Below are 24790 nucleotides of genomic sequence, written 5' to 3' on the forward strand. Positions count from 1 at the left end.
AACATTTTATTTCCTAACGTCGGATTTGTTTCCAAGAGTTAACATTTTCAATGACAATTGGGAAAGACTTAAATTACAATAGGGGCGATTTTCTAATCGCCGCTTAACTAAAAAAATTATTTAAAGGATAAACTCATGAGCAATATCCCAGCAGAGTTGAAATATGCATCTTCACACGAATGGGTTCGTGATGAAGGTAATGGTGTTTACACAGTAGGTATCACTGAGCATGCTCAAGGCCTATTAGGTGACATGGTATTTGTTGATTTACCAGATGAAGGCGACACGTTTGACGCTGGTGAAGATGCAGCGGTATGTGAATCAGTAAAAGCTGCTTCAGATATCTACGCACCAATCACTGGTGAAGTTGTTGCAATCAATGAAGAGTTAGAAGACAGCCCTGAGCTAGTTAACTCTGATGCATTCAACGACGGTTGGTTATTCAAAATCAAAGCGGACGACGCTTCTGAGCTTGAAAACCTACTAGATGCAGAAGGTTACGCAGCATCAATCGCAGAAGATTAATTGCTGATACCCTTCAAGGCCTCTTAGTTCAACACTAAGGGGCTTTGTTCTTTCTAGCCTTGATAATTCCCGATAATTCTAACTAGGAAATTATTGTGGATTAATTTAGTTTTAAATTTGAGAGAAGCCTCATGACTCGTTTACCAACGTTAACCGAATTAGAAAACAAACAAGAATTTATCGCTCGTCACATTGGCCCAGATGCCGCTCAGCAACAAGCAATGCTGGAAGTGATTGGTGCAGACTCACTAGAAGACATGACTAAAAAGATCGTGCCTGAGTCAATTTTATTAGACAACAACCTAACTATTGGTGAGTCTAAAACAGAAGTTGAAGCGCTAGCTTACCTACGTAGTCTTGCTGAACAAAACCAAGTACTCAAAAGCTACATTGGTATGGGTTACAGCAACACACACGTACCAAGCGTAATCTTACGTAACGTATTAGAAAATCCAGGCTGGTACACGGCATACACGCCATACCAACCAGAAATCGCTCAAGGTCGTTTAGAAGCTATTCTTAACTTCCAACAGCTAACTATCGACCTAACTGGTCTAGAACTAGCGAGCTCATCATTACTTGATGAAGCAACCGCTGGTGCTGAAGCGATGGGGCTTGCAAAACGTGTTTCTAAAAACAAAAAATGCGACACCTTTTTCGTTAGTGATTCAATTCACCCACAAACATTAGACGTTGTTAAAACTCGTGCTGATAAGTTCGGTTTCGACATCGTTGTTGGTCCAGCACAAGATGCACTAAACCACGACATCTTCGGTGCGATGCTTAGCTACCCAGGTTCTACTGGTTCAGTTGACGATATCGAGCAACTAATCGCTGATCTACAAGCTAAGAAAGCCGTTGTTACTGTGGCATCAGACTTAATGGCATTAACAGTACTTAAGTCACCTGGTGAAATGGGCGCAGACGTCGTGTTTGGTAACAGCCAACGCTTTGGTGTTCCAATGGGTTTTGGTGGTCCACACGCTGCATTCTTCGCAACACGTGACAAGCATAAGCGTTCTATGCCGGGTCGTATTATCGGTGTATCTAAAGATACGCGCGGTCGTCCAGCACTACGTATGGCAATGCAAACGCGTGAGCAACATATCCGCCGCGAAAAAGCTAACTCAAACATCTGTACTGCACAGGTATTACTAGCAAACATGGCGTCGTTCTACGCGGTTTATCACGGTCCTAAAGGCCTGAAAAACATCGCAACACGCATCAACCGTTTAGCGACTATCCTAGCGACTGGTCTTCAAGAAAAAGGCGCAGAGCTAGCTAACAGCACTTGGTTCGACACTATCACGTTAAACGTGGGTGAAGATAAAGACGCTATTTTAGCAAACGGTGTTGAAGCAGGCGTTAACTTCCGTCGCGACCTTACAGGTCAAATCGGTATCGCACTTGACGAAACAACAACACGCGATGACGTAGCTCAGTTATTTGACGTAATCTTAGGCGCTGGCCACGGCCTTGACGTTGCAGCACTAGATGCTGCAATCACAGGCAACTCATACAGCGATAGCGTAGTTCGTACTTCACAATACTTAACACACCCAGTATTTAACAAGTACCACAGCGAAACTGAAATGATGCGTTACATCCGTCGTTTAGAAGGTAAAGACTTAGCGCTAAATCATTCAATGATCAGCCTTGGTTCTTGTACCATGAAACTAAACGCGGCAAGCGAAATGCTGCCAGTAAGCTGGAACGAGTTCGCTAACATGCACCCATTCTGCCCACAAGACCAAGCAAAAGGTTACGTGGCAATGATTGATGAACTATCTGAATGGTTAGTTAACATCACAGGTTACGATGCTGTATGTATGCAACCTAACTCTGGTGCTCAAGGTGAATACGCTGGTCTACTAGCCATTCAAAAATACCACGAGAGCCGCGGCGACGCGCATCGTAACATCTGTTTGATCCCAGCATCTGCTCACGGTACTAACCCAGCATCTGCACAAATGGCTGGTCAAAAAGTTGTAGTTACAGCCTGTGATGACGAAGGTAACGTTGACATGGATGACTTACGTGCGAAAGCCGAAGAGTTATCTGAAAACCTATCTTGTATCATGATCACTTACCCGTCTACTCACGGTGTATACGAAGAAACCATTGGTGAGATTTGTGAAATCATTCACGCCAACGGCGGTCAAGTTTACCTAGATGGCGCAAACATGAATGCACAAGTTGGCCTAACGTCACCGGGCAGCATTGGCGCAGACGTATCGCATCTTAACTTGCACAAAACATTTGCTATCCCACACGGTGGCGGTGGCCCAGGTATGGGACCAATAGGTATCAAAGCTCACTTAGCACCATTTGTTGCTAACCACAGCGTTGTTGACCTTGAAGGCCCTAAATCTGGTAACGGTGCAGTATCTGGCGCACAATACGGCAGTGCAAGCATCCTACCAATTACTTACATGTACATCGCGATGTTAGGTAACGAAGGTTTACGTCAATCAACTCAGCTAGCTATCTTAAATGCTAATTACTTGAAGAACCGTTTAAGCGAACATTACCCAATCTTGTTCTCAGGCCGTGGTGGTTACGTAGCTCACGAATGTATCGTTGATTTACGTCCGCTTAAAGAAAGCTCTGGCGTAACAGAAATGGACATCGCCAAACGCTTAAACGATTACGGTTTCCATGCGCCAACCATGTCGTTCCCTGTAGCGGGCACGTTAATGATTGAGCCAACTGAATCTGAGTCTAAAGTTGAAATCGATCGCCTAGCTGATGCACTAATCGCTATCCGCGCTGAAGTTGCTAAAGTTGAATCAGGTGAGTGGACTGATACTGACAATCCATTGCACAATGCACCGCATACATTGGACGATATCATGGATCCAGAATGGAGCCGTGCATACAGCCGCGAACTTGCTGTATTCCCAACAGAAGAAGTACGCGCTAACAAGTTCTGGCCTACCGTAAACCGTATCGATGACGTATACGGCGACCGTAACCTACATTGTTCTTGTGTACCAATTGATGAGTACATTGAAGAGTAATTTGAAATAAAAATCAGTAACGTGAGTTACTGATTACAATTTGAATTAATGAAAGCGAGTATTGCGTAATTAAAAGCAGTGCTCGCTTTTTTGTAGGTCAGGTTAAATGTAAGCGTCTCGCCAAAGACACATACCTTTCATAAGTGATCTTGGATAGGGTATCTCCAATTTTATTAACACACATTGATCAGACCCCTAGGTCACTTTTTTGATTTTGTATAAGTGCATGGCATGCCCACCAATAAGGTTTACTATCTTTTGCCTGAGTTCGGTCAGGCCATCTAAGTAGGTTTGATCGTAAATATAATCATCACCTTGTTGAAGTAAATTGATGCCATCAAAACACTGAAACACCCAGCGCAATGTGGGGGCGGCCGTTTCTTGATTTATTTGGTTTGGAATTGTCGCTTCAACTTTTTTCATATTCGCTCGCATTCGTCGTTGTGCAATAGAATATACAAGTAATGATAATGTCATTACCATCAACAGAGCATCGATTCTGCTTGGCTTTTTTATAAATAACGAAGAGACAAAAAACAAGGGATCTTTTAAAAATCTAAAGCCTCTTTCAACTTCCGATTGCGCCTTGTAATGTTTTAATATTTCTTCAGGTGAAAGTTCTTCTTCATCAATATTTGTTGCTAGAATGAAGCAAGATTTTTGCTCAACAGCCTGCTTGATTGCGATCGTGTTTTCTTCAATTTCAGCGTTTACTTGCCACTCTATACGCTTAACTTCAGCATCCTTTTTCGGGCGGCCTTTACCTTCATAAACTTTATGCTCTATATATTGAGTGTCGCTTATTTGATGATATTTCAGTTTTTTTCCTATTTTATCCGCTGCTCGTTGCGCATCAGTTTTACAAGCAAAGCGTTGCGCTTGTAGATGAAACAGCTCTTTTTCTACCTTAACTTTTGCTCGTTCAACTTGCCGTGTGATCGTTTTAGCAGCTCGATGATTAGCGGCACTTGAGTAAATCACAATCCATCGCTGCTTGATCCCCATATGCTCGACTTTTTTGACAACATATTGATAGTTAGCATTTATTTTCACCCATTGTTCGTCAGCTATTGATTCTGCGATTAATTCTTTCTCTAGCGCTATCGTTGAAGGAATAAGCGTGAGAAATTTTACCAGAGATAAAAATTCGGCATTAGCCTTATGATAAAGCTTACAGTCGGCCACAAGATATTTAGGCGCTGCGCTTTTTTTGAATTCGCTAACAAGTGCTTTGCTCCTTGCCTTAAAAATAGCGGTATCAGCACTATTGCCATCCCAGTTTTTACAGGCGAGAGGAACGCCACCATCTTGACTGACAATGATTTCTTGTACCACTTGCTTTAAATCAGGGCGGTGAGCCTTACTGTAACCATGAGTGATTTTAATAACATTGTCATCACTGTCTTCATCGTCAAAAGCGTATTCTCCCGTTAAAGAATGGCTGGTTGTATCGAGTGAGTTAAATTTTTTGTCTACACTTTCTAGCTCGCAAGCTTGCTGAGACACCAGTGAAAATAGACTTTCGCAGCCAAAATCAAAACACTGGTCTAGTGTGCGGCCTAATTTGTGACGATTAAAGTGCTCGGCTTTTACACCTTCTCGAAATAAATGCTCAAGCGGTAAGTTAGTAAAAAATTGGGGACTGAGAGATAAAGGACGGTTTGCAAAACCAAGTCCATTCATAATCATGCCTTTAACCGCTTCACCAGGTGTAATTTCTTGCTTTTCATCCTGAGGTAAATATTGATCCAATAAGGGGACTATTTGTAAGTCTTCAATTACACCTGCGACTATGCCGTGATGATCTAACCGTTTGATTTTTAAATTCATATATACCTCAAAGTTGAGGCGGTATTATATCAAATAGCCGAAAAATCAGTAACAAATTATCGGTTAAATTAAATCCAAATTTTTGATTTTGCTCTGATCAATGTCTGATACAATAGAAATAATGACATATGATTAGTAGAAGGGCGCTTTGTTAATACTATTCATACGTTAAAAATAATAAGCAAGTAATTCACATTTAGCACGGAAAAAAAGTTTATGCCAAAAATATTAATGACGGGTCATTTAGGACTTGTAGGCCGTCATTTGTCCCCACTTTTAGCACAACAAGGCTATGAGGTTATCGGGTTTGATATTGCTAATAATTCAGGTGATATCTGCAATTCATTTCAATTAAAAAACGCACTTAAACACTGTTGTGGTGTTATTCATTTAGGTGCAGTATCGAGAGTTGTTTGGGGTCAAAATAACCCTGAAAAATGCTGGCAAACTAATGCAATTGCAAGTGAACAATTATTAAAATTAGCCTCTGAGAGTGTGCAAAAACCTTGGGTCTTAGTAGCGAGCAGTCGTGAGGTATACGGTGAACCTAAATCATTACCCGTTTCAGAGAGTATGCCGTTATCACCTGTCAATATTTATGGTCGTTCAAAGCTGTATATGGAAGAGGCAGCATTAAAAGCCAGAGTAACAGGATTAAATACTGCAATAGTTAGGCTTGCAAATGTATATGGATGTACATTGGACCATGAAGATCGTGTATTGCCTGCATTCGCGAAAAATGCAGCATTAGGCTCTGATTTACGTGTCGACGGTTTTGACCAACTTTTTGATTTTACTCATGTTAGTGACACTGTGCGTGGCATAGTTAAAATAGTGGAACTATTAGCGGCAGGTGAACACAATCTTCCCCCCATTCATTTACTACCTGGCCATGGCACAACACTTAAACAAGCGGCTGAGCTTGCAATTTCAGCGGCAAATAGTGACACATCAATTATAGAAGCTGCATCGCGTTCTTATGATGTGGCTAAGTTTATAGGTGATCCTTCTCGTGCCAAGTCTTTATTGGGTTGGCAAGCAAATATCTTACCTCAAGAGGGGATTTCTTTACTGGTTAACGCGTTTAAAGAACAATTAGATTTGGGGGTATATGCATGAAGATATTAAAAGTAATTCATGGTTATCCGATGCTTTATAATGCAGGTTCTGAAGTTTACTCACAAACAATTTGTCATGGTTTGGTTAAACAAGGGCATGAAGTACACGTATTTACCCGTGAGGAAGACGCCTTTAGGCCAGATGGTGATATTCGTATTAGTTATGATGCTGATGTACCAGAAATCAAATTACATTTAGTCAATAACCCTCGCCATAGAGATAGATATCGTTTAGGCATTATTGATGAAAAATTTGCCGCACTCCTTGATGAGCTAAACCCTGATATTGTCCATATTGGGCATTTAAATCACCTTTCTACATCGTTAGTTTTTGAAGCCAAAAAACGCAATATTCCTATTGTTTATACGCTCCATGATTATTGGTTAATGTGTCCTAGAGGGCAGTTTATGCAAATGCACTCTGCTGATGATAATTTGTGGGCGGCTTGTGAAGGGCAAGAAAATAAAAAATGTGCAACCAAGTGTTATGCCCGTTATTTTTCTGGTGACGATGAAGAATGTGAACTTGATATTGCATACTGGGAGAACTGGGTTGCACGCCGTATGAGGCATGTTAAAGACGTTGTATCTCAGGTGGATTTATTTATTTCACCTGCCAAGTATTTAAAAAACCGGTATGAGCAAGACTTTGGTTTGCCCAAGGAAAAAAGTATTTATATTGATTATGGGTTTGATCGGTCTCGTATGGCTGGCAGAGACCGTACCGATGATGAGCCCTTTACGTTTGGGTATATCGGTACTCATATTCCGGCTAAGGGTATCCATCAGTTAATTGAGGCTTTTGGTCAATTAAAAGGTGATGCCATTTTACGTATTTGGGGTCGTGATCGCGGTCAAGATTCGCGTGCATTACGTGCCATTGCAGCAACGTTGCCTGAAGAAAAACAAAAGAGTATTCAATGGATGCCAGAATACAAAAATCAGCATATTGCTCAGGATGTATTCAGCAAAGCTGATGCCATTGTTACCCCCTCTGTTTGGGTAGAAAACTCACCCTTGGTAATCCATGAAGCACAGCAGTCAAGAGTGCCGGTAATAACGGCCAATGCGGGAGGAATGGGAGAGTATGTAATTGATGGTTTAAATGGCCTTACATATGAACACCGCAATACTGACGAACTTGCCCAAAAAATGCAGTTAATGGTTGATGATCCTGAACTTGCAAAAACATTAGGTGCAAAAGGATATGCATATAGCGACGACGGAGAAATCCCTTGTATTGATCAGCATATACTTGATTTAGAGGCGTGTTATAAGGGATTGTTACAGTGAATAATACTGACTTTTGGCGTATTACACTTGATACCAACCCAGATACATGCAACTTAAATTGCATAATGTGTGAAGATCATTCTCCTTATTCAGATAGCCCTAAGGTGCGAAAAAAACAGGGAAGATTACGCCCAAATATGGATAGGGATATGCTTGAACGCGTTATTAGAGACGCAGCTAATATGGGCATTAAAGAAGTGATCCCCTCTACTATGGGGGAGCCATTACTTTATCCTCATTTTGATGTGTTTCTAGATTTATGTCATGAACTCAAATTGTCATTAAATCTGACGACTAATGGTACTTTTCCAAGCCCAGATAAACACCAAAATGTTGAATACTGGGCAAATCGCATTGTGCCAATAGGAAGTGATGTAAAAATATCATGGAATGGAGCAAGCGAGCATACCCATAAACAAATTATGTTGGGTGCTAAGTTGTCTCAGCATATTGAAAATGCGCAACGATTTATTGCAGTGAGAGATGAGTGGGCAGATCAACATTATTGCTCAATGACAATGCAACTAACGTTTTTAAGAAGTAATTTAGACGAAATACCCGATATGCTTGATTTAGCAATTGAGTTAGGTTTTGACCGTATTAAGGGCCATCAGTTATGGGCGCATTTTGATGAAATTGCCAATGAAAACCTCAGAAACGATATTGTTTTTGCTGAGCGTTGGAACCAAGTTGTTCAATACTGCAAAAAGCGTGTTGCAAAGCATAATGAAACTGCATTACGGCCATTTAAATTAGATAATTTTTCTGAACTTCATTTAGATAATCTTGATGATATTGCGCCGAATGGGCATTGTCCTTTTTTAGGTAAAGAAATTTGGATTGACCCAACTGGGCGCTTTAATGTGTGCTGTGCACCAGACCAAGAACGTAAGACTTTGGGAGACTTTGGTTCGGTTTCAAATGAATCACTTTCTAAATTGGCGAGCAGTAAAAAATACACAGAATTAATGGCTAGTTACCAAGATAACACTCTGTGTAAGCAATGCACAATGAGGCGATAATAATGTCTAATTTTAAAAAATTATCTATATCACAAGATGGTCGCTATCATACCTTAGCTGATAACTCCCAAGCTTACACCGAGCGATTTGATGAGGTTTTATCATTTCACTTAGTTGAAAATAAATACCAAGTTGCACCTGTATTAATAGGAAATAAGGCGTGGCATATAGGCGAGGGCGGGAAAGCTATTTACACGCCTACATTTGATAGAACATTTGGTTTTTATTGTGATAGAGCTGCTGTGGTAGATGGCGCTAATTGGTTTCATATTACACCTGATGGTTTGCCAGCTTATAATGAGCGTTATGATTTTGTTGGTAACTTTCAACAAGATGTTGCGGTTGTGTGCGATAAAAATGGCTATTACTTTCATATAAATAAGCGTGGTGAACCACTTTACACAAATAAGTGGCATTATTGCGGCGATTTCAGAGAAGGCATTGCGGTTGTTCAAGACAGCAATGGCTTAAGCACTCACATTAATTGCGATGGTGAGTTTATTCACTCTCAATGGTTTTTAGATTTAGATGTGTTTCACAAAGGTTTTGCTAGAGCTAAAAACTCGAATGGTTGGCAACATATCAACAGAGCAGGTAAGCCAATATATACTCAACAATACGCTAGTATTGAACCTTTTTATAACGGATTTGCAAGAGTAGAAACCTTTGATGGTGCGCTTCATATCATTGATGAAAAAGGGCAATTTAAGCGAGAGTTAAGAGTGCGGCAGTCGAATGATTTTGCAAGCCTATCTGCCGATATGGTGGGGTATTGGCGAACTTTTACCATTGCGGCAGCAGCAGAACTAAATGTGTTTGATCATTTACCTGCCACGGCTGAGTCACTTTCACAAAAAACGTGTACGATTGAATCACGTATGTTTCGTCTTTTAAGCGCATTGGGTGAATTAGAACTTGTAGAACTTAAAGGTGATATGTGGTCTTTACTTCCAAAAGCATATTATCTCACAACAGATCATCCTAAATCTCTTGTGACGGCTGCAACTGAATATCGAGATGAGTTACTTCAAAGATGGTACGACTTAGTTTCATTGATGAAGCAAGACGTAAATACCTCTGATATTTTCCAGAAAATAGCGAACAGTAAAGAACATACTGAAAAGCATCATAAAATGCTTAGAAGTTATGCATTAGAAGATTACAAAAAATTAATTCCGAGTCTTGATATTGCAAGCGGTGATACAGTTTTTGATGCAGCGGGTGGTGACGGTATGTTAGCGCAACTTGTACAAAACCAGTTCACAGATTGTAATGTGATTTTAGGCGACCTCGATGCAGTGGTTAAGTTAAGTAAATTCAAAAATAAAACCTCATTTGATCTATTTAAAAAATGGCCGCTCAAAGCTAATAAAATATTGTTAGCAAGAGTGCTACATGATTGGAATGACAATGATGCGATAAATATTCTATCCAATGCGTGTGGTTCTATGTGCGCTGAAGGTGCGATTTATGTTTTTGAAATGGTGCGAGAAACAACTGGATTTGGCGGTTCTTTATGTGATTTACACTTACTCACTGTTACCGGTGGAGAAGAGCGCACCAAGGCACAGTTTGAGGCTTTGTTTGATAAAGCAGGCTTATATATCGATGCCGAAATTAACCATTCAAGTTTAGTTACGGTAATGAAATTAAAACGCAAGGTAGTATGAAAAAATTAATAATTGTAAGACATGCAGAGCGGCCTGAAATTTTACCTAATACAGTGGGTAATGATGTAATGTTAACTGACAGAGGTATTGAACAGAGTAAAATATTTGCTTCTCTAATTGATTTACCTCTAATTAGCGTCAAATCAAGCCCAATAGGTCGTTGCGTTCAGACTGCTAGCCTAATTGCGCAATCATTAGATTTTAAAACTGAGTACATTGAACAGTGTAAACTGCTTGGTGATCCTGGCTTTATTATTGAAGACGGGGAGTTAGCCTGGCAGCATTGGCTTAATAAAGGTCATGATGCGGTCAATCAGCATTTAATATCTGGTGAGGAAAAATGGGCAGGCTTTTATAACTTAGATGTTGCCTCACAAAATGTGTTTAGTGAAATAAAGCAATTGTTAAGTAATTCGCCCTCAGGCACACATCTTTGGGTTACGCATGACACGATATTAGCAACCTTATCATCAAGAATTGGTGGTAATAGTTTTACTCTGCAAGATTGGCCTGCGTTTCTCGGTTATTTAGAGATAACGCTTGACGATGAAAAGATACTTATTAACTATGTGCAAAGCCCAAAATTATAAGAAGAAGGTATATCAGGGATGAAATATAACGCAACGGTAAATTTTAAAGAAGAATTCAGTGCAAAAATTCCCGCGCTAACACTGTTAAATAATTTGGGCTATACATTTATTTCACCAAGTGAATGTGAAGCGTTACGTGGTAATACCTTCGCAAGCGAAAAGAAAAGCACTCATCAGGTTATTTTACTGCCAGTAATGCGTGCATTTTTAGCAAAGCAAACATTTTCATTTGCGGGCAAGCAGCATAATTTATCAGAAGCGGCAATTGATAAGGTTATGCATGAGCTGAATCCTGCTATGAACTTAGGGTTAAAAGCAGCGAATGAGAAAATTTACAATGCGCTGATGTATGGCGTGAGCGTTACTGAATTTATAGAGGGTAAAAAAGCCTCACCTACGATTAAACTAATTGATTGGCAAAGTATTGCTAATAACCAATTTCATTATACTGAAGAGTTGGTTGTACAAAATGCAGACGGTACAGGAACACGCAGACCTGACATAGTGTGTTTTGTAAATGGTTTGCCACTTGTTGTGATTGAAGCAAAACGCCCAGATTCAAATAAAGAAGGTAAATCAACCAATGTTGACGCAATTTCTCAGCATATTCGCAATCAAAGGCAAGATGAAATTCCTCACTTATATGCTTATAGCCAATTACTGTTAGCAATAAACGGCTATGAAGGGCTATATGCGACGTGCGGTACACAAGATAAATTTTGGGCGAAGTGGAAGGAAGAACAAATACCTGAAGCTGAGATTGTAAGGCTTAAAAACCACAAGCTTGGTGGTGAACAATTAAATACGTTATTTAATCATCGCCTAAATAAAAGGGTCAGGTTAAATTTAAATAACTCGTCTATGCTTTCATGAGTAGTCATTTGTTATGAGGAGTTATTCAATTGGCCAGATTACCACGAGTTAGCCCAATCGGTGTGCCCCAGCACATAATTCAACGAGGAAATAATCACCAAGTGTGCTTTGCTAGCGAGCAGGATTTTGCAGCTTACGCAGGATGGTTGAAGGACTATTCAAGTAAATTTGAGGTAGCGATTCATGCATGGGTCTTTATGACTAATCATGTTCATTTGTTATGTACTCCGCTTAATCACAATGCTATTAGTCAAATGATGCAAGGCCTTGGTCGCCAGTATGTTAGATACTTTAATCATAGCTATAAACGAACGGGAACGTTATGGGAAGGGCGCTATAAATCTTGTTTAGTGCAAGAAGAAGAGTACCTCTTACAGTTGTATCGATACATTGAACACAATCCAGTTAGAGCGAAAATGGTTGAGGATCCAGCTGATTACGCGTGGTCGAGCTACCAAATTAATGGGCTGGGTAAAGAATCATCATTATGTACACCGCATTCACTTTATATTAGGTTAGGAAAGGATGAGGACGATAGGCAATGAGCGTATCGTGATCTTTTTAAACATCATGTTGATAATAAGCTCATCACTAATATTAGAGATAGCGTTAATCGAGGGATGGCAATTGGCAGTGAACAATTTAAGCGCGAAATAGAATTGTTAACGGGTCGCAGAATGCAACCAAAGAAAAGAGGTCGACCGTTAGGTTGGAAGAAAGATGAAGTGTAGTTTTATTTTAACCTGACCCTAATATAATGTGTGCTAGAAATGAAAGCGAAGGAAAGCTACTGCCATGAAAAAATTATCCCTCTTAATTACTGCATGTTTATTTCTCCTTTTAGGAGGAAATGCAGCGCACGCAGTCACCGTTCAACAAGCGTTCTTGAAACAACAAAGCGACGTTCAAGTTAAAGGCTCTGGAACCGTCGTTCGTATTTTTAGTGACGACCTTGAAGGCTCCCGCCATCAGAAGTTCATCCTCAAGTTATCATCAGGTCAAACAATTCTTATCGCCCATAACATCGATTTAGCCCCACGAATTAATACTATCGCGAAAGGTGATTTTGCTATCGCGAAAGGTAATTTTGTGCAGTTTCACGGTGAATATGAATGGAGCAAAAAAGGTGGTGTCGTACATTGGACACATCACGATCCCCGAGGTCGCCATGTTGGTGGTTGGCTTAAACATCAAGGGAAGGTTTATCAGTAAGTTTGAAGAGGGTGGACGATAAATTACTGATTAAGTGATTGTTTATTTAATTTTAACCTGACTCCATTTAATTATGACTCCATTTAATTAATTATTTTAACCTGACTCCATTTAATTAGACTCCATTTAATTAGTTTCGCCATTTGATTCTGACTCATTCCACTTTTATTTAACGCGTAAATCTGGCATCGTACTTCATAAGTCAGTTGTTTATATGTTTTCATTGTTGCATCTCTTGCTGGAGAAAAAGCAATTAGCCTATATTCAGCTGGCTACTTTTTCTACCTAATTCAAGTTATGCACTTATGATTTGAATCTAAGACATGTAGGAACTTCGTTATGACAAAAATTATAGGTATTGGCATTCTCACCGCGCTTACATGTTTAACTAGTTGCACGGATGAACCATGGCAACCCATCCCGAAAGAAGGTGATGTGGTGATGTGGAAACATCGCCCTGAATTGATAATAAAAGCGAAATTGGGGCAACGCCGAGAGCACGTTATTACCCACCCTCAAACAGACCATCGATTTTATGAGCCTGAATTTGAAACATTTATTGGTCAATTTCCCATCGATTATGATCCGCAACCTTACGCGACATTGACGGAACAAGAATATCTTGATTTCGAGGCGGAACTGTCCCAAAAAATCCTGGCGAGAAAGAGCATACATCATATTGAGTTCTACCTAATGTTAAATGGGGCACAGGTTAAGCCAACCGATCTAAGGCTCACTTCAGATCAAGCATTAGACGATATTGATCAAATCAAGGTGGAATTGAATGGCCGAGGCATTTTAGCAGATCATAGCAAGACGACAAAAGATATGCATGACACCTTTGTCCAAACCAAAGTGAATAAAACATGGCTTCGAGATGAAGGAGCATCGAGTGAGTATGGTCTAGATTGCTACAGAGAGAATAATGGCAGTAAAGTCTTAGTTATCAGATGCTTCGGAATCTCTGCGTATAAAAAGGCGAGTGGTGTGGTGTTCTCAATTATTGGAAGCGATTGGGTGTATGCAAGTTCTTATGAATCGATTTACGGTGGCATTGCAATTAAATATCGCATTGATAAGCGTCGACTCAAACAGTGGCGGCAAGTCGATGCGGCGATATGGCGTTTGCTAGAACGTTGGAATGTTTCTCCCTTAACAACACCGAATCCACAGCAAAATTAATTATAGGAATAATGACATGACTATTGAATTAACCGCAAAGCAAATCTCAGATATTAAAGATTTTATTGAGGATGACTTTAATGATCAAAGGAATAAAAACGTTAGTAGGATTGACCTGCCTTGCATTGTCTTTCAATGCTTTTTCTGCGGCTGGTTGGTCAGGGAAATCAAATATAACTGGTATTTATGTACTTAATGAGAGCACAGCTTTAATTAAGCTACAAAGATTTAGCAACCCCCATAACTGCAATGTAAACTCAAGTGGCGATGTGATTCTTAATCCATTGACACAAAAAACATGGTTTACAGTTTTCCTTTCTGCATATATGGCTGGGAAAGAGGTTGATGTTTATGCAATACCGGACTTGGCGGCGATGCTTATCAGGTATTAGTCGATAACAGCCGCGCTCAAGTGACAACAAAGAACGATTAGCCGCCTTGATGGCTCTATTCGTTTTGCTTCATAGTGCGTTGGTATTAATGCTCTACGCCGCGCTAGTCGGCGATGCTTGCTCTGAAAGGCTATTATCCAACTTTTACATTTCCATGACGACGCCGTTTTGGAATTTATGGATAGGGTCATTTTTAACAAATACCTTCCGAATAAATCCTCACTTAGCCTGTACTGGCATAGAATGAATTTATGATATTTATCAGTGTTTTAAATTATTTGTGTCACTGTGGCGGTGTTAACATTACTGATGCTTTGTCATTTTCAATAGCAAAGGTGTCTGTTATTGATTGTCGCATTGATAATGCAGTCATGTTAATAAATTGTCACGGTTGATTTTTTAATATGGCCACATCATTAATGGAACTAGTATGATGTCTTTTTACGTGAACTTTTTCGGCTAGTTATCAATTGAGTTTGGTGAGGCAATCACTTCAAATATTTAGCTAATATATCAGGGTAAGAGTCTCTGTTATTTTTAATTGAAGCGTTAATTTTTTCTACAATTGAATAAGGGACTGACTTTTTACTGAACATGAAAGACACTTGGTCGCTGTGAACGATATAAGGGTGTAGTTCGATATTCTCGATGTTATGGCAATGTATATACTGTAATCCAGCTGCTTCATCTTCAATTGCAAAGTCGACACGATGATGAGAAACAAGATCTATTCGTTGTCTCAATGTAGCGACTCGACGAATTGATAAGGATTTTTCAATGAGGGGTTGATTTATTGGACCAAAATAACTCCCTAGATTAACGGCGCCGTGGAATCCAAATTCAAGTATCTCGTTTAACGTTGCGTTTTTTAACTTTGAGGGTGCTGATTTGTGCCAAAAAATTCGTATATACTCAGTTCTATATGGCTCTGAAAAGTGAGCATGGCCTGCACGACTTTCATTGTTACTTGCACTTAAAAGTAAATCGATATTTCCCTTTTTTAATTCAAGGAGAGCGCGTTCGCTGGACGGAACTCGAACCGTTTTATAGCAAATGTTAGCATCTGCAAGTACGAGTTTGAGAAAGTCTATTTCGGAGCCGGTGTGTTGCTCTCCTTTAATGGAATAATAGGGCTCCCACGATTCGTAACTTATGCCAAAGATTAGTGTTTTATCACACGCAAAAGCATTTGATGCTGACAGAACTAACGTCAGACATAGGCACTTTACTTTAATAACAATAATTTGATTCCATTTCATAGTCGTCACACTACAGCAGTTATTCATTTTTTTGAACTGGTAAATAGCGCGCAGCGACTAATTGCTATTACGATTAATCAAAAATGGCGAACTGTTGGATTATGTATTACATTTCTCAGGGCTATCTAGATATACCGAATATAAATAAACTGACGCAATGTTACTGAGTCGTTTAAATAATGGAGTAGTTATTTTGATTAAATTTTTAACAGTGGCAATAACATCCCTGATGATCTCATCGCCAACAATTGCAAGTAATGATGTGGACAAGTTGGCAAATAAGTTTGAAAAAGATGTCATTGCGTGGCGACATCATATTCATCAACATCCTGAATTATCAAATCGTGAATTTGAAACGGCTAAATATATCGCAGCACATCTTCGCTCATTGAGTCTGAAGGTTAAAACTAATGTTGCACATACTGGTGTTGTTGCAATATTAGATAGTGGAAAGCCTGGGCCTGTAGTAGCGCTGCGTGCCGATATTGATGCGTTGCCTATTGTTGAAACTAGTGGTGTTTCGTTTGCATCGACAGTTAAATCTACCTATAACGGTAAAGAAGTTGGTGTAATGCATGCCTGTGGGCATGATACGCATGCCGCTATGCTGATGGGAACCGCGTCTGTATTAACTAAAATGAAGAATAAGCTACGAGGTAAGGTGAAGTTTATTTTCCAACCAGCCGAAGAAGGCGCGCCTTATGGCGAAGAGGGCGGCGCTGAATTGATGGTAAAAGAAGGCGTACTGGATAATCCTAAAGTTGATGTGATTTTTGGTATTCATATAAATTCTCAAACGGATGTTGGCACTGTTAAATATCGTGCTGGTGGCATTATGGCGGCGGTTGATTCATTTAAAATAACGGTTAATGGCAAGCAATCTCATGGTGCTTATCCGTGGCTAAGTGTTGATCCTATTGTAACGGCATCGCAGATTGTTATGGGGCTACAAACAACCGTGAGTCGTGAAGCTAAGCTAGACGATAACGCTGCGGTGGTAACTGTTGGTAGTATTCACGGTGGAAATCGCTCGAATATCATTCCAAATAAAGTCGAGCTGGTTGGCACAATCCGTACCTTAAACGATGACATGAGAACCCATGTACATGAGTCAGTGAGACGCAAAGCCTCTAATATTGCTCAAAGTATGGGAGCAACCACTGATGTGATACTTCCTTATGGTGATCGCTATCCTGTGACGTTTAACGATCATGATTTGATGGCGAAAATGCTGCCAACATTGCATCGAACCGCTGGTAAAGAGCATGTTAAACACATGAATGCCGTGATGGGCGCCGAAGATTTTTCGTTTTTCCAGCAAAAGATTCCTGGGTTGTATTTATTTGTTGGCGGCAAAACACCGTCAAAACCACTTGCCGAAACAGCTGGCCACCACACCCCTGATTTTGTGATTGACGATGCAGGGCTAAAACTTGGCGTGCGAACCATGAGTAATCTAGTCGTTGATTATATGGAAAAATAGCTTGCTGTGACTTCAGTGAAACTAGCTTCATTAAAGTAGGTATACGCTGCCATTGTGCTCTAATGAAGCACAATGTCATTAGTCTTTGTTAGTGTATGTTCCTAAGTGTTGGTTGAGCTGTTTGACTTTATCTCGGCAGTCGGCACGCTGGTCTATGTGGACATCGTTGCAATTTTGAGGCGGTGCAGTTGGCGAAATTTTAAAAAATAAAAGGGTTAAATAAAAGGGTTAATAAATAAAAGGGTCAGGTTAAATTTAAAAAATAAAAGGGTCAGGTTAAATTTAAAAAAATAAAAGGGTCAGGTTAAATTTAAATAACTCGTCTATGCTTTCATGAGTAGTCATTTGTTATGAGGAGTTATACCAATGGCATTAAGTAAGTGATCTTGTTGTGCGTAGAGAAAATCAGCTAAAACAAGGCGCTCGATTGACTAATAGCTGGCTATTAGGATTGAGAGCAACGCCATTTTAGTTAATTTTAACAAGTACAAGTGGGCAAATATTTAATGCAATTGGTATTATTCAATTGGCCAGATTACCACGAGTTAGCCCAATCGGTGTGCCCCAGCACATAATTAAACGAGGAAATAATCACCAAGTGTGCTTTGCTAGCGAGCAGGATTTTGCAGCTTACGCAGGATGGTTGAAGGACTATTCAAGTAAATTTGAGGTAGCGATTCATGCATGGGTCTTTATGACTAATCATGTTCATTTGTTATGTACTCCGCTTAATCACAATGCTATTAGTCAAATGATGCAAGGCCTTGGTCGCCAGTATGTTAGATACTTTAATCATAGCTATAAACGAACGGTAACGTTATGGGAAGGGCGCTATAAATCTTGTTTAGTGCAAGAAGAAGAGTACCTCTTACAGTTGTATCGATACATTGAACACAATCCAGTTAGAGCGAAAATGGTTGAGGATCCAGCTGATTACGCGTGGTCGAGCTACCAAATTAATGGGCTGGGTAAAGAATCATCATTATGTACACCGCATTCACTTTATATTAGTTTAGGAAAGGATGAGGACGATAGGCAATGCGCGTATCGTGATCTTTTTAAACATTATGTTGATAATAAGCTCATCACTAATATTAGAGATAGCGTTAATCGAGGGATGGCAATTGGCAGTGAACAATTTAAGCGCGAAATAGAATTGTTAACGGGTCGCAGAATGCAACCAAAGAAAAGAGGTCGACCGTTAGGTTGGAAGAAAGATGAAGTGTAGTTTTATTTTAACCTGACCCTAATATATTCATTGTGGGGCCGCAGTAATCAATAAATAGCTTTTCACCGGCTTTATGATGCTGCCTCATTGATGGTTTCTGGCAGCCCAACCACGCTTTATACAGACGACAAAAATGATTGTAACTGTAATGGTTACCGGGGTTTCGCTGTGAGTGCTCCTCCCATAAGAGCTGTAGTGTCAGCGTTTTATGTTTTAGTTCTTTATAAATCACCGACCAATTGGGAACTGGTATTGATGCTTTAAGTTTGACCCTAGTCTTTAAGAACTCTCGATTAAGCGCCGCATCCGTCCATATTTCGGATAAAGGCCAGCTTGTGATCCCCATTTGTGCAGCTCGGTTTGCATAGCGAGACACTACTGAGGGCGAAATAGATAAGCTTTTTGCAACCTGACGATGGCTAAGTGAACAGCCGTATTTGAGCCGTAAGATTTCTTTTAATTTACGCATAGAAATAGGTACCGTAGACATAGTTATCCTCATCATCAAAATGAAAAGAATAACGGTAAAATGTACCTACAGAACAGAAGAAAGTTGATTAATTGAACAACAACATTATGTGAATTCATCAATAACATATGGAGCTAAAAGTGATCTCCATGAATGTTATTAGGTGATCTCGATGGATGTTATTGAGTGATCTCCATCGATGTTATTAGGTGATCTCCATGGATGTTAATATGCAAATTCTTTATTTTTGAATTGCTCCATGCGAATTAGTGCATATTGTGTTGCGCTCGGATCTCGTTTGCTGCTTAAATCAATTTCTACCAAATAAAAATCCTCACCAGTGTAGTGGTCAACTAATTTTGGTCACGGTTTTGTAAGTTTTCCAGTATCTCTGTTCCGATTCATTTGGAGTTAAACCGCCATTATATTGATGAGGCCTGACGTTACTATAATATCCTGTAATATAATTCACTACTGCCGCCTTGGCTTGCACTAAAGATTGATAACCTACAGTGGGCATCCATTCTGTTTTAAAACTCCTAAAGAATCTTTCCATCGGTGCGTTATCCCAACAGTTTCCTCGTCTGCTCATGCTTTGCTTGATTTGATATCGCCAAAGTAATTGACGATATTTCTTACTCGTATAATGACAGCCTTGATCTGAATGAAACATCACGCCTTTTGGTCTCCCTCGTGACTCAAAAGCCATTGTTAATGCTTGGCTAGTTAGCGCTGTATCGGGTGAGTAAGACATCGCCCAACCAATAGGTTTTCTGGCGAACAAATCAATCACAACGGCTAAATAACACCAACGATTACCTGCCCATATAAAAGTCACATCTCCACACCAAACTTGATTGGGTTCGCTAACAACAAATTGTCTGTCTAAGTGATTCGGTATCGCTGCGTGCTCATTTCCACCTCGCTTATAAGCATGCTTAGGTATCTGACAACTCACTAGGCCAAGCTTTTTCATAATGCGGTTTGCTCGGTAGCGGCTTAATGGCATATCTCTAGTCGTTGCTATCTGAGCTACGCTTCTGGCTCCTGCTGATTCACCACTTTCCGAGAAAATAGCGCGAACCATTAATTCTGCTTTTAAGTGCTTATGACTGGCGTTTTTTGAATTTTTACGCCAGTAACCATAGCTACTACGATGAATATCAAAGACTTCACAGACTGTTTTTACATCATAGCTCTCTTGTAACGCCTGGACTATTTCAAATTGTCTAGGGAGTCTGACATCAAGAGAGCTGTAGCCTTTTTTAGTATTTCTTTTTCTAATTCAATCCGTTTTATGCGTTTTTCGAGTTCTTTAATTTTTATCTGTTCAGGTGTTAATGCAGTCGGTTGGTCTGCTATACCGTTTCGCTCTTTCTTTAATTGTCGTGCCCATTTATCAATGGCTGATTTACTCACTCCGACGGCTTCGGAAGCTTCTCTGACAGAGTATCCTTCATCAACAACAAGTTGAGCTGTTTCGAGTTTAAATTCTGCTGAATAAGTTGGTCTTGTTCTAGTATTCATTGATTCACCTAAAGTTGATGAGGCGTATGATAACACCTCTATTTAAGTGACCAAATTCACTGTACCACTACACAGATTTTAATGTAAAAGTACCGTCTGGTTGGATTATTGACTCTTTTTCTAGTTGGTTTTGTAGAGACTCAAATAAATAATAGTTCTTAGAACGAGTAAGTAAGGCCGTTAATTGCTTAATTTTATTTGCTTTTATATCTTCTTTAGTTGTTTGAGCAAGTAGCGCTATCTTTTTATTTCCTTGCTCGGTAGCTTGCGCGAGTTTTGATAATTTACGCTCATCGAGATAGCTGAAGTTTTTTGATGCTTCATAAATAGCAGGGTTGTTACGTGCTACATTACGTTGTTTTGACCTAAACTCACCTTTCAGTTTTTTATAAGTCACATTAGCTGTTGCCGCTTGCTGTAACACAGATTTATCCGTATCTGATAGTTTTGCTAATATTGCATTACGTTGTGCTTCTTTACCGCCTAACGTTTTAAATATCGGACAATATGCTTTATCACCTAATTTTATCGGTGAGGCATAAAGGTATGTCTGATAGTGCTTTTTTCGCCACTTATTTTTACTGATAGTATAGTCTTTACAAGATAAGCCTGATGCTTCTTTATATGTAACGTAATCAAACGGTTTACCATCATCAACAATTTTCGTTGGCTCATATCTGCCACCAATTTCATCTTTAGTAAATTGTTTAAATATCTGAGCGCTTTGATTTTTCAGTGTACTAAAGTTTTCAAGTAGTTTATTTTCTTGAGCTTCAAACTCTTTTTTAATTCTGGTTAACTCTATCTTATTAAAACGAACAAAATCCAGAGCATTGTTAGAGCGATTAAGAGATTATCAAGATGATGTCTTACGCTTTCTGACGAGCACTGCTGTCCCATTTACCAATAATCAAGGCGAGAATGATATTAGGATGACAAAAGTTCATCAAAAAATATCTGGATGCTTTAGAAGTATGCAAGGCGCAGAGATGTTCTGTTTGATCAGAAGCTATTTATCGACTTGCAGAAAACAATATGTATCTGCAAGCCTAGCCCTTGAATTGCTATTCAAAAATCAGCTTCCAGATGTATTTATTGAAGATAAGGCTGAATAGTTACAAATCTTTAACTAAAGATAGCCCTTTAAGAATACTAGTGAATAGAATTGGCGAGAATGCTGCTTATTATAAAGGAGAACGGAATATAATGACTGTTGACTTGAGTACAAAGAAATTCATGTTTGACTGGAATAATAACCATCAGATCACACGCGTAAGTATTACTAGGATTATTGCACATGAGTTCTCTCATTCTGTTTTAGGAACTATTCCTGATAATAATGCAACAGTTATTAAGACCGATGCTATTATGAAGTCTATTAATAACACGCGTAGAGCGACAACTGATAATTATTTTGATTATGAAGGTTAGAGATCATGCTTAGGTTTTTTTTATTTATTATAACAATATCGAATTCTGAACTTTTATATAGTAAAACATATAGCTATGTTTCTTCAGAGCTAAACCATCATACTTTTAATGTTAACTCTAGAATGATAACTATAAATGATTCACTTTCGAAGTTTAGTGATTGTAGTTTTGATGGTGTTAAGTATTGCTTAAAATTTAATGAAAGTATTATTGCGATACCAGATAATCTTTTTTCTAAAGATTTAGAGTTTCGAGTTAATTCATTGGATAATAAAAAGATATATTCTTATCCAATATCAAAAGAAATAACTTTACTCGGTAGGGCATATGACGGTTATATAATACATATTGAAAGTGAGGATTCTCCACTTGATAATATAGTCTTTTTTTCACTGATAAATGGTGTCCTAATGTTTTCTAGTATGGGGAGAACATATATATCTGAATCGAAATGTGGTTTGTATTCATCTACAACCTGTAGAGCAGAAATAAAAGATAGGCAATAATTTCTCATTGATTGTTGATATTTTGTTTAGGAATAAAGGACAGGCGATTTTTTATTTATTTAAATAAAGGACAGGCTACTTTTTATTAGTCATCTCGATGAGACGAATGCGCTTGAATTCATCAAGGAAAGTTTGAAGAATGAATCAGTGCTTCATGCTGATGAAACAGGCATTAACATTAACGGTCAACGTCAATGGTTACACAATGCATCTGTAGTGGTCAACTAATTTTGGTCACGGTTTTGTAAGTTTTCCAGTATCTCTGTTCCGATTCATTTGGAGTTAAACCGCCATTATATTGATGAGGCCTGACGTTACTATAATATCCTGTAATATAATTCACTACTGCCGCCTTGGCTTGCACTAAAGATTGATAACCTACAGTGGGCATCCATTCTGTTTTAAAACTCCTAAAGAATCTTTCCATCGGTGCGTTATCCCAACAGTTTCCTCGTCTGCTCATGCTTTGCTTGATTTGATATCGCCAAAGTAATTGACGATATTTCTTACTCGTATAATGACAGCCTTGATCTGAATGAAACATCACGCCTTTTGGTCTCCCTCGTGACTCAAAAGCCATTGTTAATGCTTGGCTAGTTAGCGCTGTATCGGGTGAGTAAGACATCGCCCAACCAATAGGTTTTCTGGCGAACAAATCAATCACAACGGCTAAATAACACCAACGATTACCTGCCCATATAAAAGTCACATCTCCACACCAAACTTGATTGGGTTCGCTAACAACAAATTGTCTGTCTAAGTGATTCGGTATCGCTGCGTGCTCATTTCCACCTCGCTTATAAGCATGCTTAGGTATCTGACAACTCACTAGGCCAAGCTTTTTCATAATGCGGTTTGCTCGGTAGCGGCTTAATGGCATATCTCTAGTCGTTGCTATCTGAGCTACGCTTCTGGCTCCTGCTGATTCGCCACTTTCCGAGAAAATAGCGCGAACCATTAATTCTGCTTTTAAGTGCTTATGACTGGCGTTTTTTGAATTTTTACGCCAGTAACCATAGCTACTACGATGAATATCAAAGACTTCACAGACTGTTTTTACATCATAGCTCTCTTGTAACGCCTGGACTATTTCAAATTGTCTAGGGAGTCTGACATCAAGAGAGCTGTAGCCTTTTTTAGTATTTCTTTTTCTAATTCAATCCGTTTTATGCGTTTTTCGAGTTCTTTAATTTTTATTTGTTCAGGTGTTAATGCAGTCGGTTGGTCTGCTATACCGTTTCGCTCTTTCTTTAATTGTCGTGCCCATTTATCAATGGCTGATTTACTCACTCCGACGGCTTCGGAAGCTTCTCTGACAGAGTATCCTTCATCAACAACAAGTTGAGCTGTTTCGAGTTTAAATTCTGCTGAATAAGTTGGTCTTGTTCTAGTATTCATTGATTCACCTAAAGTTGATGAGGCGTATGATAACACCTCTATTTAAGTGACCAAATTCACTGTACCACTACATCCTGTTGACACCCATACAATTTGGACTACTAAACAGAGGCAAAGATGGGATTAATTTCCTTCAATTAAAGTGTGCTTTTCGGCTGAAACGATTGTAATATCGATTGGTTGTGTTAGAAATTAATCAATAAGATATTTTTGATTGTTGAAACATACCCCCAACAATCAATGAAAAATTATTATGTCCACTTTTTTGTTTTTTAAAGGTTAGATTGGTTAGAAGGTAATATAAGTACCACAAGATGATGTGGTACTTAAACATCAGTGACTAGTTATTTGTCAACTTTTTCGGCACAAATTCTCCAAGTGTCACCGTCAATAGTTACTTCTACACACACTTTTCCTACAAGAGGTTCATACTTTTGACCTTTGCGAATACTACGTCCACGAAGTTCACTCATACTGCCAATTTTTTCGTATACGAAAGTATAGCTCTCACCATCTATAGTATCAGTTACGCTATAGCTACTAGCATCAGGTAAAAGTGAAATTGCTGTTTTAAAATCTGAAAAGTTATTACCTTGAACATGATCACTTAATGCGTAGATATTATTAGTAGAAGCATTAGCACTTGAAATTGCAATAGAACCAAAATACATGATTGCTAGAAGAGTTTTTTTAAACATAAATAATCCTTATTTATTCCTTGTTTCATTTGAGAACTGAGCATAACAAGATAAAGCTGTTAAA

20 protein-coding genes and 3 pseudogenes are annotated in these 24790 nt (G+C 39.1%); 16 read left to right on the top strand and 7 right to left on the bottom strand.

Features of this window, described 5'->3' with window-relative positions:
- The first annotated feature begins 135 nt into the window (after window positions 1–135).
- Entirely contained in the window at window positions 136–525 is a 390-nt protein-coding gene (gcvH, locus tag ACMAZF_RS05055; RefSeq protein WP_435276369.1) for a glycine cleavage system protein GcvH, read from the top strand.
- 131 nt (window positions 526–656) lie between these two features.
- Window positions 657–3545, top strand: coding sequence for an aminomethyl-transferring glycine dehydrogenase (gcvP, locus tag ACMAZF_RS05060; protein WP_435276370.1), 2889 nt, complete (start codon window positions 657–659; stop codon window positions 3543–3545).
- Between the two features lie 195 nt (window positions 3546–3740).
- Here gcvP and ACMAZF_RS05065 read toward each other — a convergent pair whose 3' ends face one another.
- Entirely contained in the window at window positions 3741–5375 is a 1635-nt protein-coding gene (locus tag ACMAZF_RS05065; RefSeq protein ID WP_435275961.1) for an IS1634 family transposase, read from the bottom strand.
- Between the two features lie 216 nt (window positions 5376–5591).
- On the opposite strand from ACMAZF_RS05065, the gene ACMAZF_RS05070 reads away from it, so the two are divergent.
- The 10 genes and pseudogenes from ACMAZF_RS05070 to ACMAZF_RS05115 all read left to right on the top strand — a co-directional run bounded on the left by ACMAZF_RS05070 (window position 5592) and on the right by ACMAZF_RS05115 (window position 14727).
- Window positions 5592–6494, top strand: a complete 903-nt coding sequence (locus tag ACMAZF_RS05070; RefSeq protein WP_435276371.1) for an NAD-dependent epimerase/dehydratase family protein — start codon at window positions 5592–5594, stop codon at window positions 6492–6494.
- Window positions 6491–7786, top strand: a complete 1296-nt coding sequence (locus ACMAZF_RS05075; RefSeq protein ID WP_435276372.1) for a glycosyltransferase family 4 protein — start codon at window positions 6491–6493, stop codon at window positions 7784–7786. Before ACMAZF_RS05070 ends, ACMAZF_RS05075 begins: the two co-directional genes overlap by 4 nt.
- The gene (locus tag ACMAZF_RS05080) at window positions 7783–8808 is read left to right on the top strand and encodes a radical SAM/SPASM domain-containing protein (RefSeq protein ID WP_435276373.1); all 1026 of its coding nucleotides are present in this window, start codon (window positions 7783–7785) and stop codon (window positions 8806–8808) included. The genes ACMAZF_RS05075 and ACMAZF_RS05080 overlap by 4 nt, the downstream gene beginning before the upstream one ends.
- Before the next feature lie 2 nt (window positions 8809–8810).
- Window positions 8811–10478: a methyltransferase gene (locus tag ACMAZF_RS05085; RefSeq protein ID WP_435276374.1), complete on the top strand. Its 1668-nt coding sequence runs from the start codon at window positions 8811–8813 to the stop codon at window positions 10476–10478.
- Window positions 10475–11068, top strand: a complete 594-nt coding sequence (locus ACMAZF_RS05090) for a histidine phosphatase family protein (protein WP_435276375.1) — start codon at window positions 10475–10477, stop codon at window positions 11066–11068. Before ACMAZF_RS05085 ends, ACMAZF_RS05090 begins: the two co-directional genes overlap by 4 nt.
- An 18-nt stretch (window positions 11069–11086) precedes the next feature.
- Window positions 11087–11941, top strand: a complete 855-nt coding sequence (locus ACMAZF_RS05095) for a type I restriction endonuclease (protein ID WP_435276376.1) — start codon at window positions 11087–11089, stop codon at window positions 11939–11941.
- 29 nt (window positions 11942–11970) lie between these two features.
- Window positions 11971–12672, top strand: a pseudogene (locus tag ACMAZF_RS05100) (transposase).
- 64 nt (window positions 12673–12736) lie between these two features.
- A complete protein-coding gene (locus tag ACMAZF_RS05105) occupies window positions 12737–13153 on the top strand; it encodes a DUF3465 domain-containing protein (RefSeq protein WP_435276377.1) in 417 nt (138 codons plus the stop codon).
- A gap of 339 nt (window positions 13154–13492) precedes the next feature.
- Window positions 13493–14335, top strand: coding sequence for a hypothetical protein (locus ACMAZF_RS05110; protein WP_435276378.1), 843 nt, complete (start codon window positions 13493–13495; stop codon window positions 14333–14335).
- Window positions 14336–14415: 80 nt separating this feature from the next.
- Window positions 14416–14727, top strand: coding sequence for a hypothetical protein (locus ACMAZF_RS05115; protein ID WP_435276379.1), 312 nt, complete (start codon window positions 14416–14418; stop codon window positions 14725–14727).
- Between the two features lie 488 nt (window positions 14728–15215).
- Here ACMAZF_RS05115 and ACMAZF_RS05120 read toward each other — a convergent pair whose 3' ends face one another.
- Window positions 15216–15986 carry a substrate-binding periplasmic protein gene (locus tag ACMAZF_RS05120; protein ID WP_435276380.1) on the bottom strand — a complete coding sequence of 257 codons (771 nt, stop codon included), beginning with the start codon at window positions 15984–15986 and terminating at the stop codon, window positions 15216–15218.
- Window positions 15987–16176: 190 nt separating this feature from the next.
- Here ACMAZF_RS05120 and ACMAZF_RS05125 point away from each other — a divergent pair, with 190 nt between their 5' ends.
- Together ACMAZF_RS05125 and ACMAZF_RS05130 are read left to right on the top strand one after the other, a co-directional pair.
- Window positions 16177–17469 carry an amidohydrolase gene (locus tag ACMAZF_RS05125; protein WP_435277186.1) on the top strand — a complete coding sequence of 431 codons (1293 nt, stop codon included), beginning with the start codon at window positions 16177–16179 and terminating at the stop codon, window positions 17467–17469.
- Window positions 17470–17995: 526 nt separating this feature from the next.
- Window positions 17996–18697, top strand: a complete 702-nt coding sequence (locus tag ACMAZF_RS05130; RefSeq protein WP_435276381.1) for a transposase — start codon at window positions 17996–17998, stop codon at window positions 18695–18697.
- A gap of 19 nt (window positions 18698–18716) precedes the next feature.
- On the opposite strand, the pseudogene ACMAZF_RS05135 reads toward ACMAZF_RS05130, so the two are convergent.
- From ACMAZF_RS05135 to ACMAZF_RS05145, 3 genes and pseudogenes are all read right to left on the bottom strand, one after another.
- Window positions 18717–19187, bottom strand: a pseudogene (locus ACMAZF_RS05135) (IS21 family transposase); the annotation flags it as partial.
- Between the two features lie 328 nt (window positions 19188–19515).
- Window positions 19516–20693 (bottom strand): IS3 family transposase gene (locus tag ACMAZF_RS05140; protein WP_435273982.1). Its coding sequence is split into 2 segments (ribosomal slippage): window positions 19516–20435 and window positions 20435–20693, totalling 1179 coding nucleotides; the frame shifts between segments, so codons are not numbered across the junction.
- Window positions 20694–20760: 67 nt separating this feature from the next.
- The gene (locus ACMAZF_RS05145; RefSeq protein ID WP_435276382.1) at window positions 20761–21117 is read right to left on the bottom strand and encodes a hypothetical protein; all 357 of its coding nucleotides are present in this window, start codon (window positions 21115–21117) and stop codon (window positions 20761–20763) included.
- A gap of 385 nt (window positions 21118–21502) precedes the next feature.
- On the opposite strand from ACMAZF_RS05145, the pseudogene ACMAZF_RS05150 reads away from it, so the two are divergent.
- Window positions 21503–21808 (top strand): annotated as a pseudogene (locus ACMAZF_RS05150) (IS66 family transposase); the annotation flags it as partial.
- Window positions 21809–21848: 40 nt separating this feature from the next.
- A complete protein-coding gene (locus tag ACMAZF_RS05155; protein WP_435276383.1) occupies window positions 21849–22124 on the top strand; it encodes a hypothetical protein in 276 nt (91 codons plus the stop codon).
- Window positions 22125–22850: 726 nt separating this feature from the next.
- Here the strand turns inward: ACMAZF_RS05155 and ACMAZF_RS05160 are convergent.
- Both ACMAZF_RS05160 and ACMAZF_RS05165 read right to left on the bottom strand, forming a co-directional pair.
- A protein-coding gene (locus ACMAZF_RS05160; protein WP_435273982.1) for an IS3 family transposase occupies window positions 22851–24028 on the bottom strand; the annotation gives its coding sequence in 2 pieces (ribosomal slippage) (window positions 22851–23770 and window positions 23770–24028; 1179 coding nt in all).
- A gap of 344 nt (window positions 24029–24372) precedes the next feature.
- Window positions 24373–24726 carry a hypothetical protein gene (locus ACMAZF_RS05165; protein ID WP_435276384.1) on the bottom strand — a complete coding sequence of 118 codons (354 nt, stop codon included), beginning with the start codon at window positions 24724–24726 and terminating at the stop codon, window positions 24373–24375.
- Window positions 24727–24790: the final 64 nt, after the last annotated feature.

The organism is Psychrobium sp. nBUS_13, from assembly GCF_051201665.1.
GTDB lineage: Bacteria > Pseudomonadota > Gammaproteobacteria > Enterobacterales > Psychrobiaceae > Psychrobium.

Coding starts and splice junctions, on each gene's coding strand:
- ACMAZF_RS05075 (WP_435276372.1), top strand. CDS start 6,491: ATGAAGATATTAAAAGTAATTCATGGTTATCCGATGCTTTATAATGCA.
- ACMAZF_RS05095 (WP_435276376.1), top strand. CDS start 11,087: ATGAAATATAACGCAACGGTAAATTTTAAAGAAGAATTCAGTGCAAAA.
- ACMAZF_RS05165 (WP_435276384.1), bottom strand. CDS start 24,726: ATGTTTAAAAAAACTCTTCTAGCAATCATGTATTTTGGTTCTATTGCA.
- ACMAZF_RS05065 (WP_435275961.1), bottom strand. CDS start 5,375: ATGAATTTAAAAATCAAACGGTTAGATCATCACGGCATAGTCGCAGGT.
- gcvH (WP_435276369.1), top strand. CDS start 136: ATGAGCAATATCCCAGCAGAGTTGAAATATGCATCTTCACACGAATGG.
- ACMAZF_RS05115 (WP_435276379.1), top strand. CDS start 14,416: ATGATCAAAGGAATAAAAACGTTAGTAGGATTGACCTGCCTTGCATTG.
- ACMAZF_RS05090 (WP_435276375.1), top strand. CDS start 10,475: ATGAAAAAATTAATAATTGTAAGACATGCAGAGCGGCCTGAAATTTTA.
- ACMAZF_RS05070 (WP_435276371.1), top strand. CDS start 5,592: ATGCCAAAAATATTAATGACGGGTCATTTAGGACTTGTAGGCCGTCAT.
- ACMAZF_RS05110 (WP_435276378.1), top strand. CDS start 13,493: ATGACAAAAATTATAGGTATTGGCATTCTCACCGCGCTTACATGTTTA.
- ACMAZF_RS05105 (WP_435276377.1), top strand. CDS start 12,737: ATGAAAAAATTATCCCTCTTAATTACTGCATGTTTATTTCTCCTTTTA.
- gcvP (WP_435276370.1), top strand. CDS start 657: ATGACTCGTTTACCAACGTTAACCGAATTAGAAAACAAACAAGAATTT.
- ACMAZF_RS05085 (WP_435276374.1), top strand. CDS start 8,811: ATGTCTAATTTTAAAAAATTATCTATATCACAAGATGGTCGCTATCAT.
- ACMAZF_RS05120 (WP_435276380.1), bottom strand. CDS start 15,986: ATGAAATGGAATCAAATTATTGTTATTAAAGTAAAGTGCCTATGTCTG.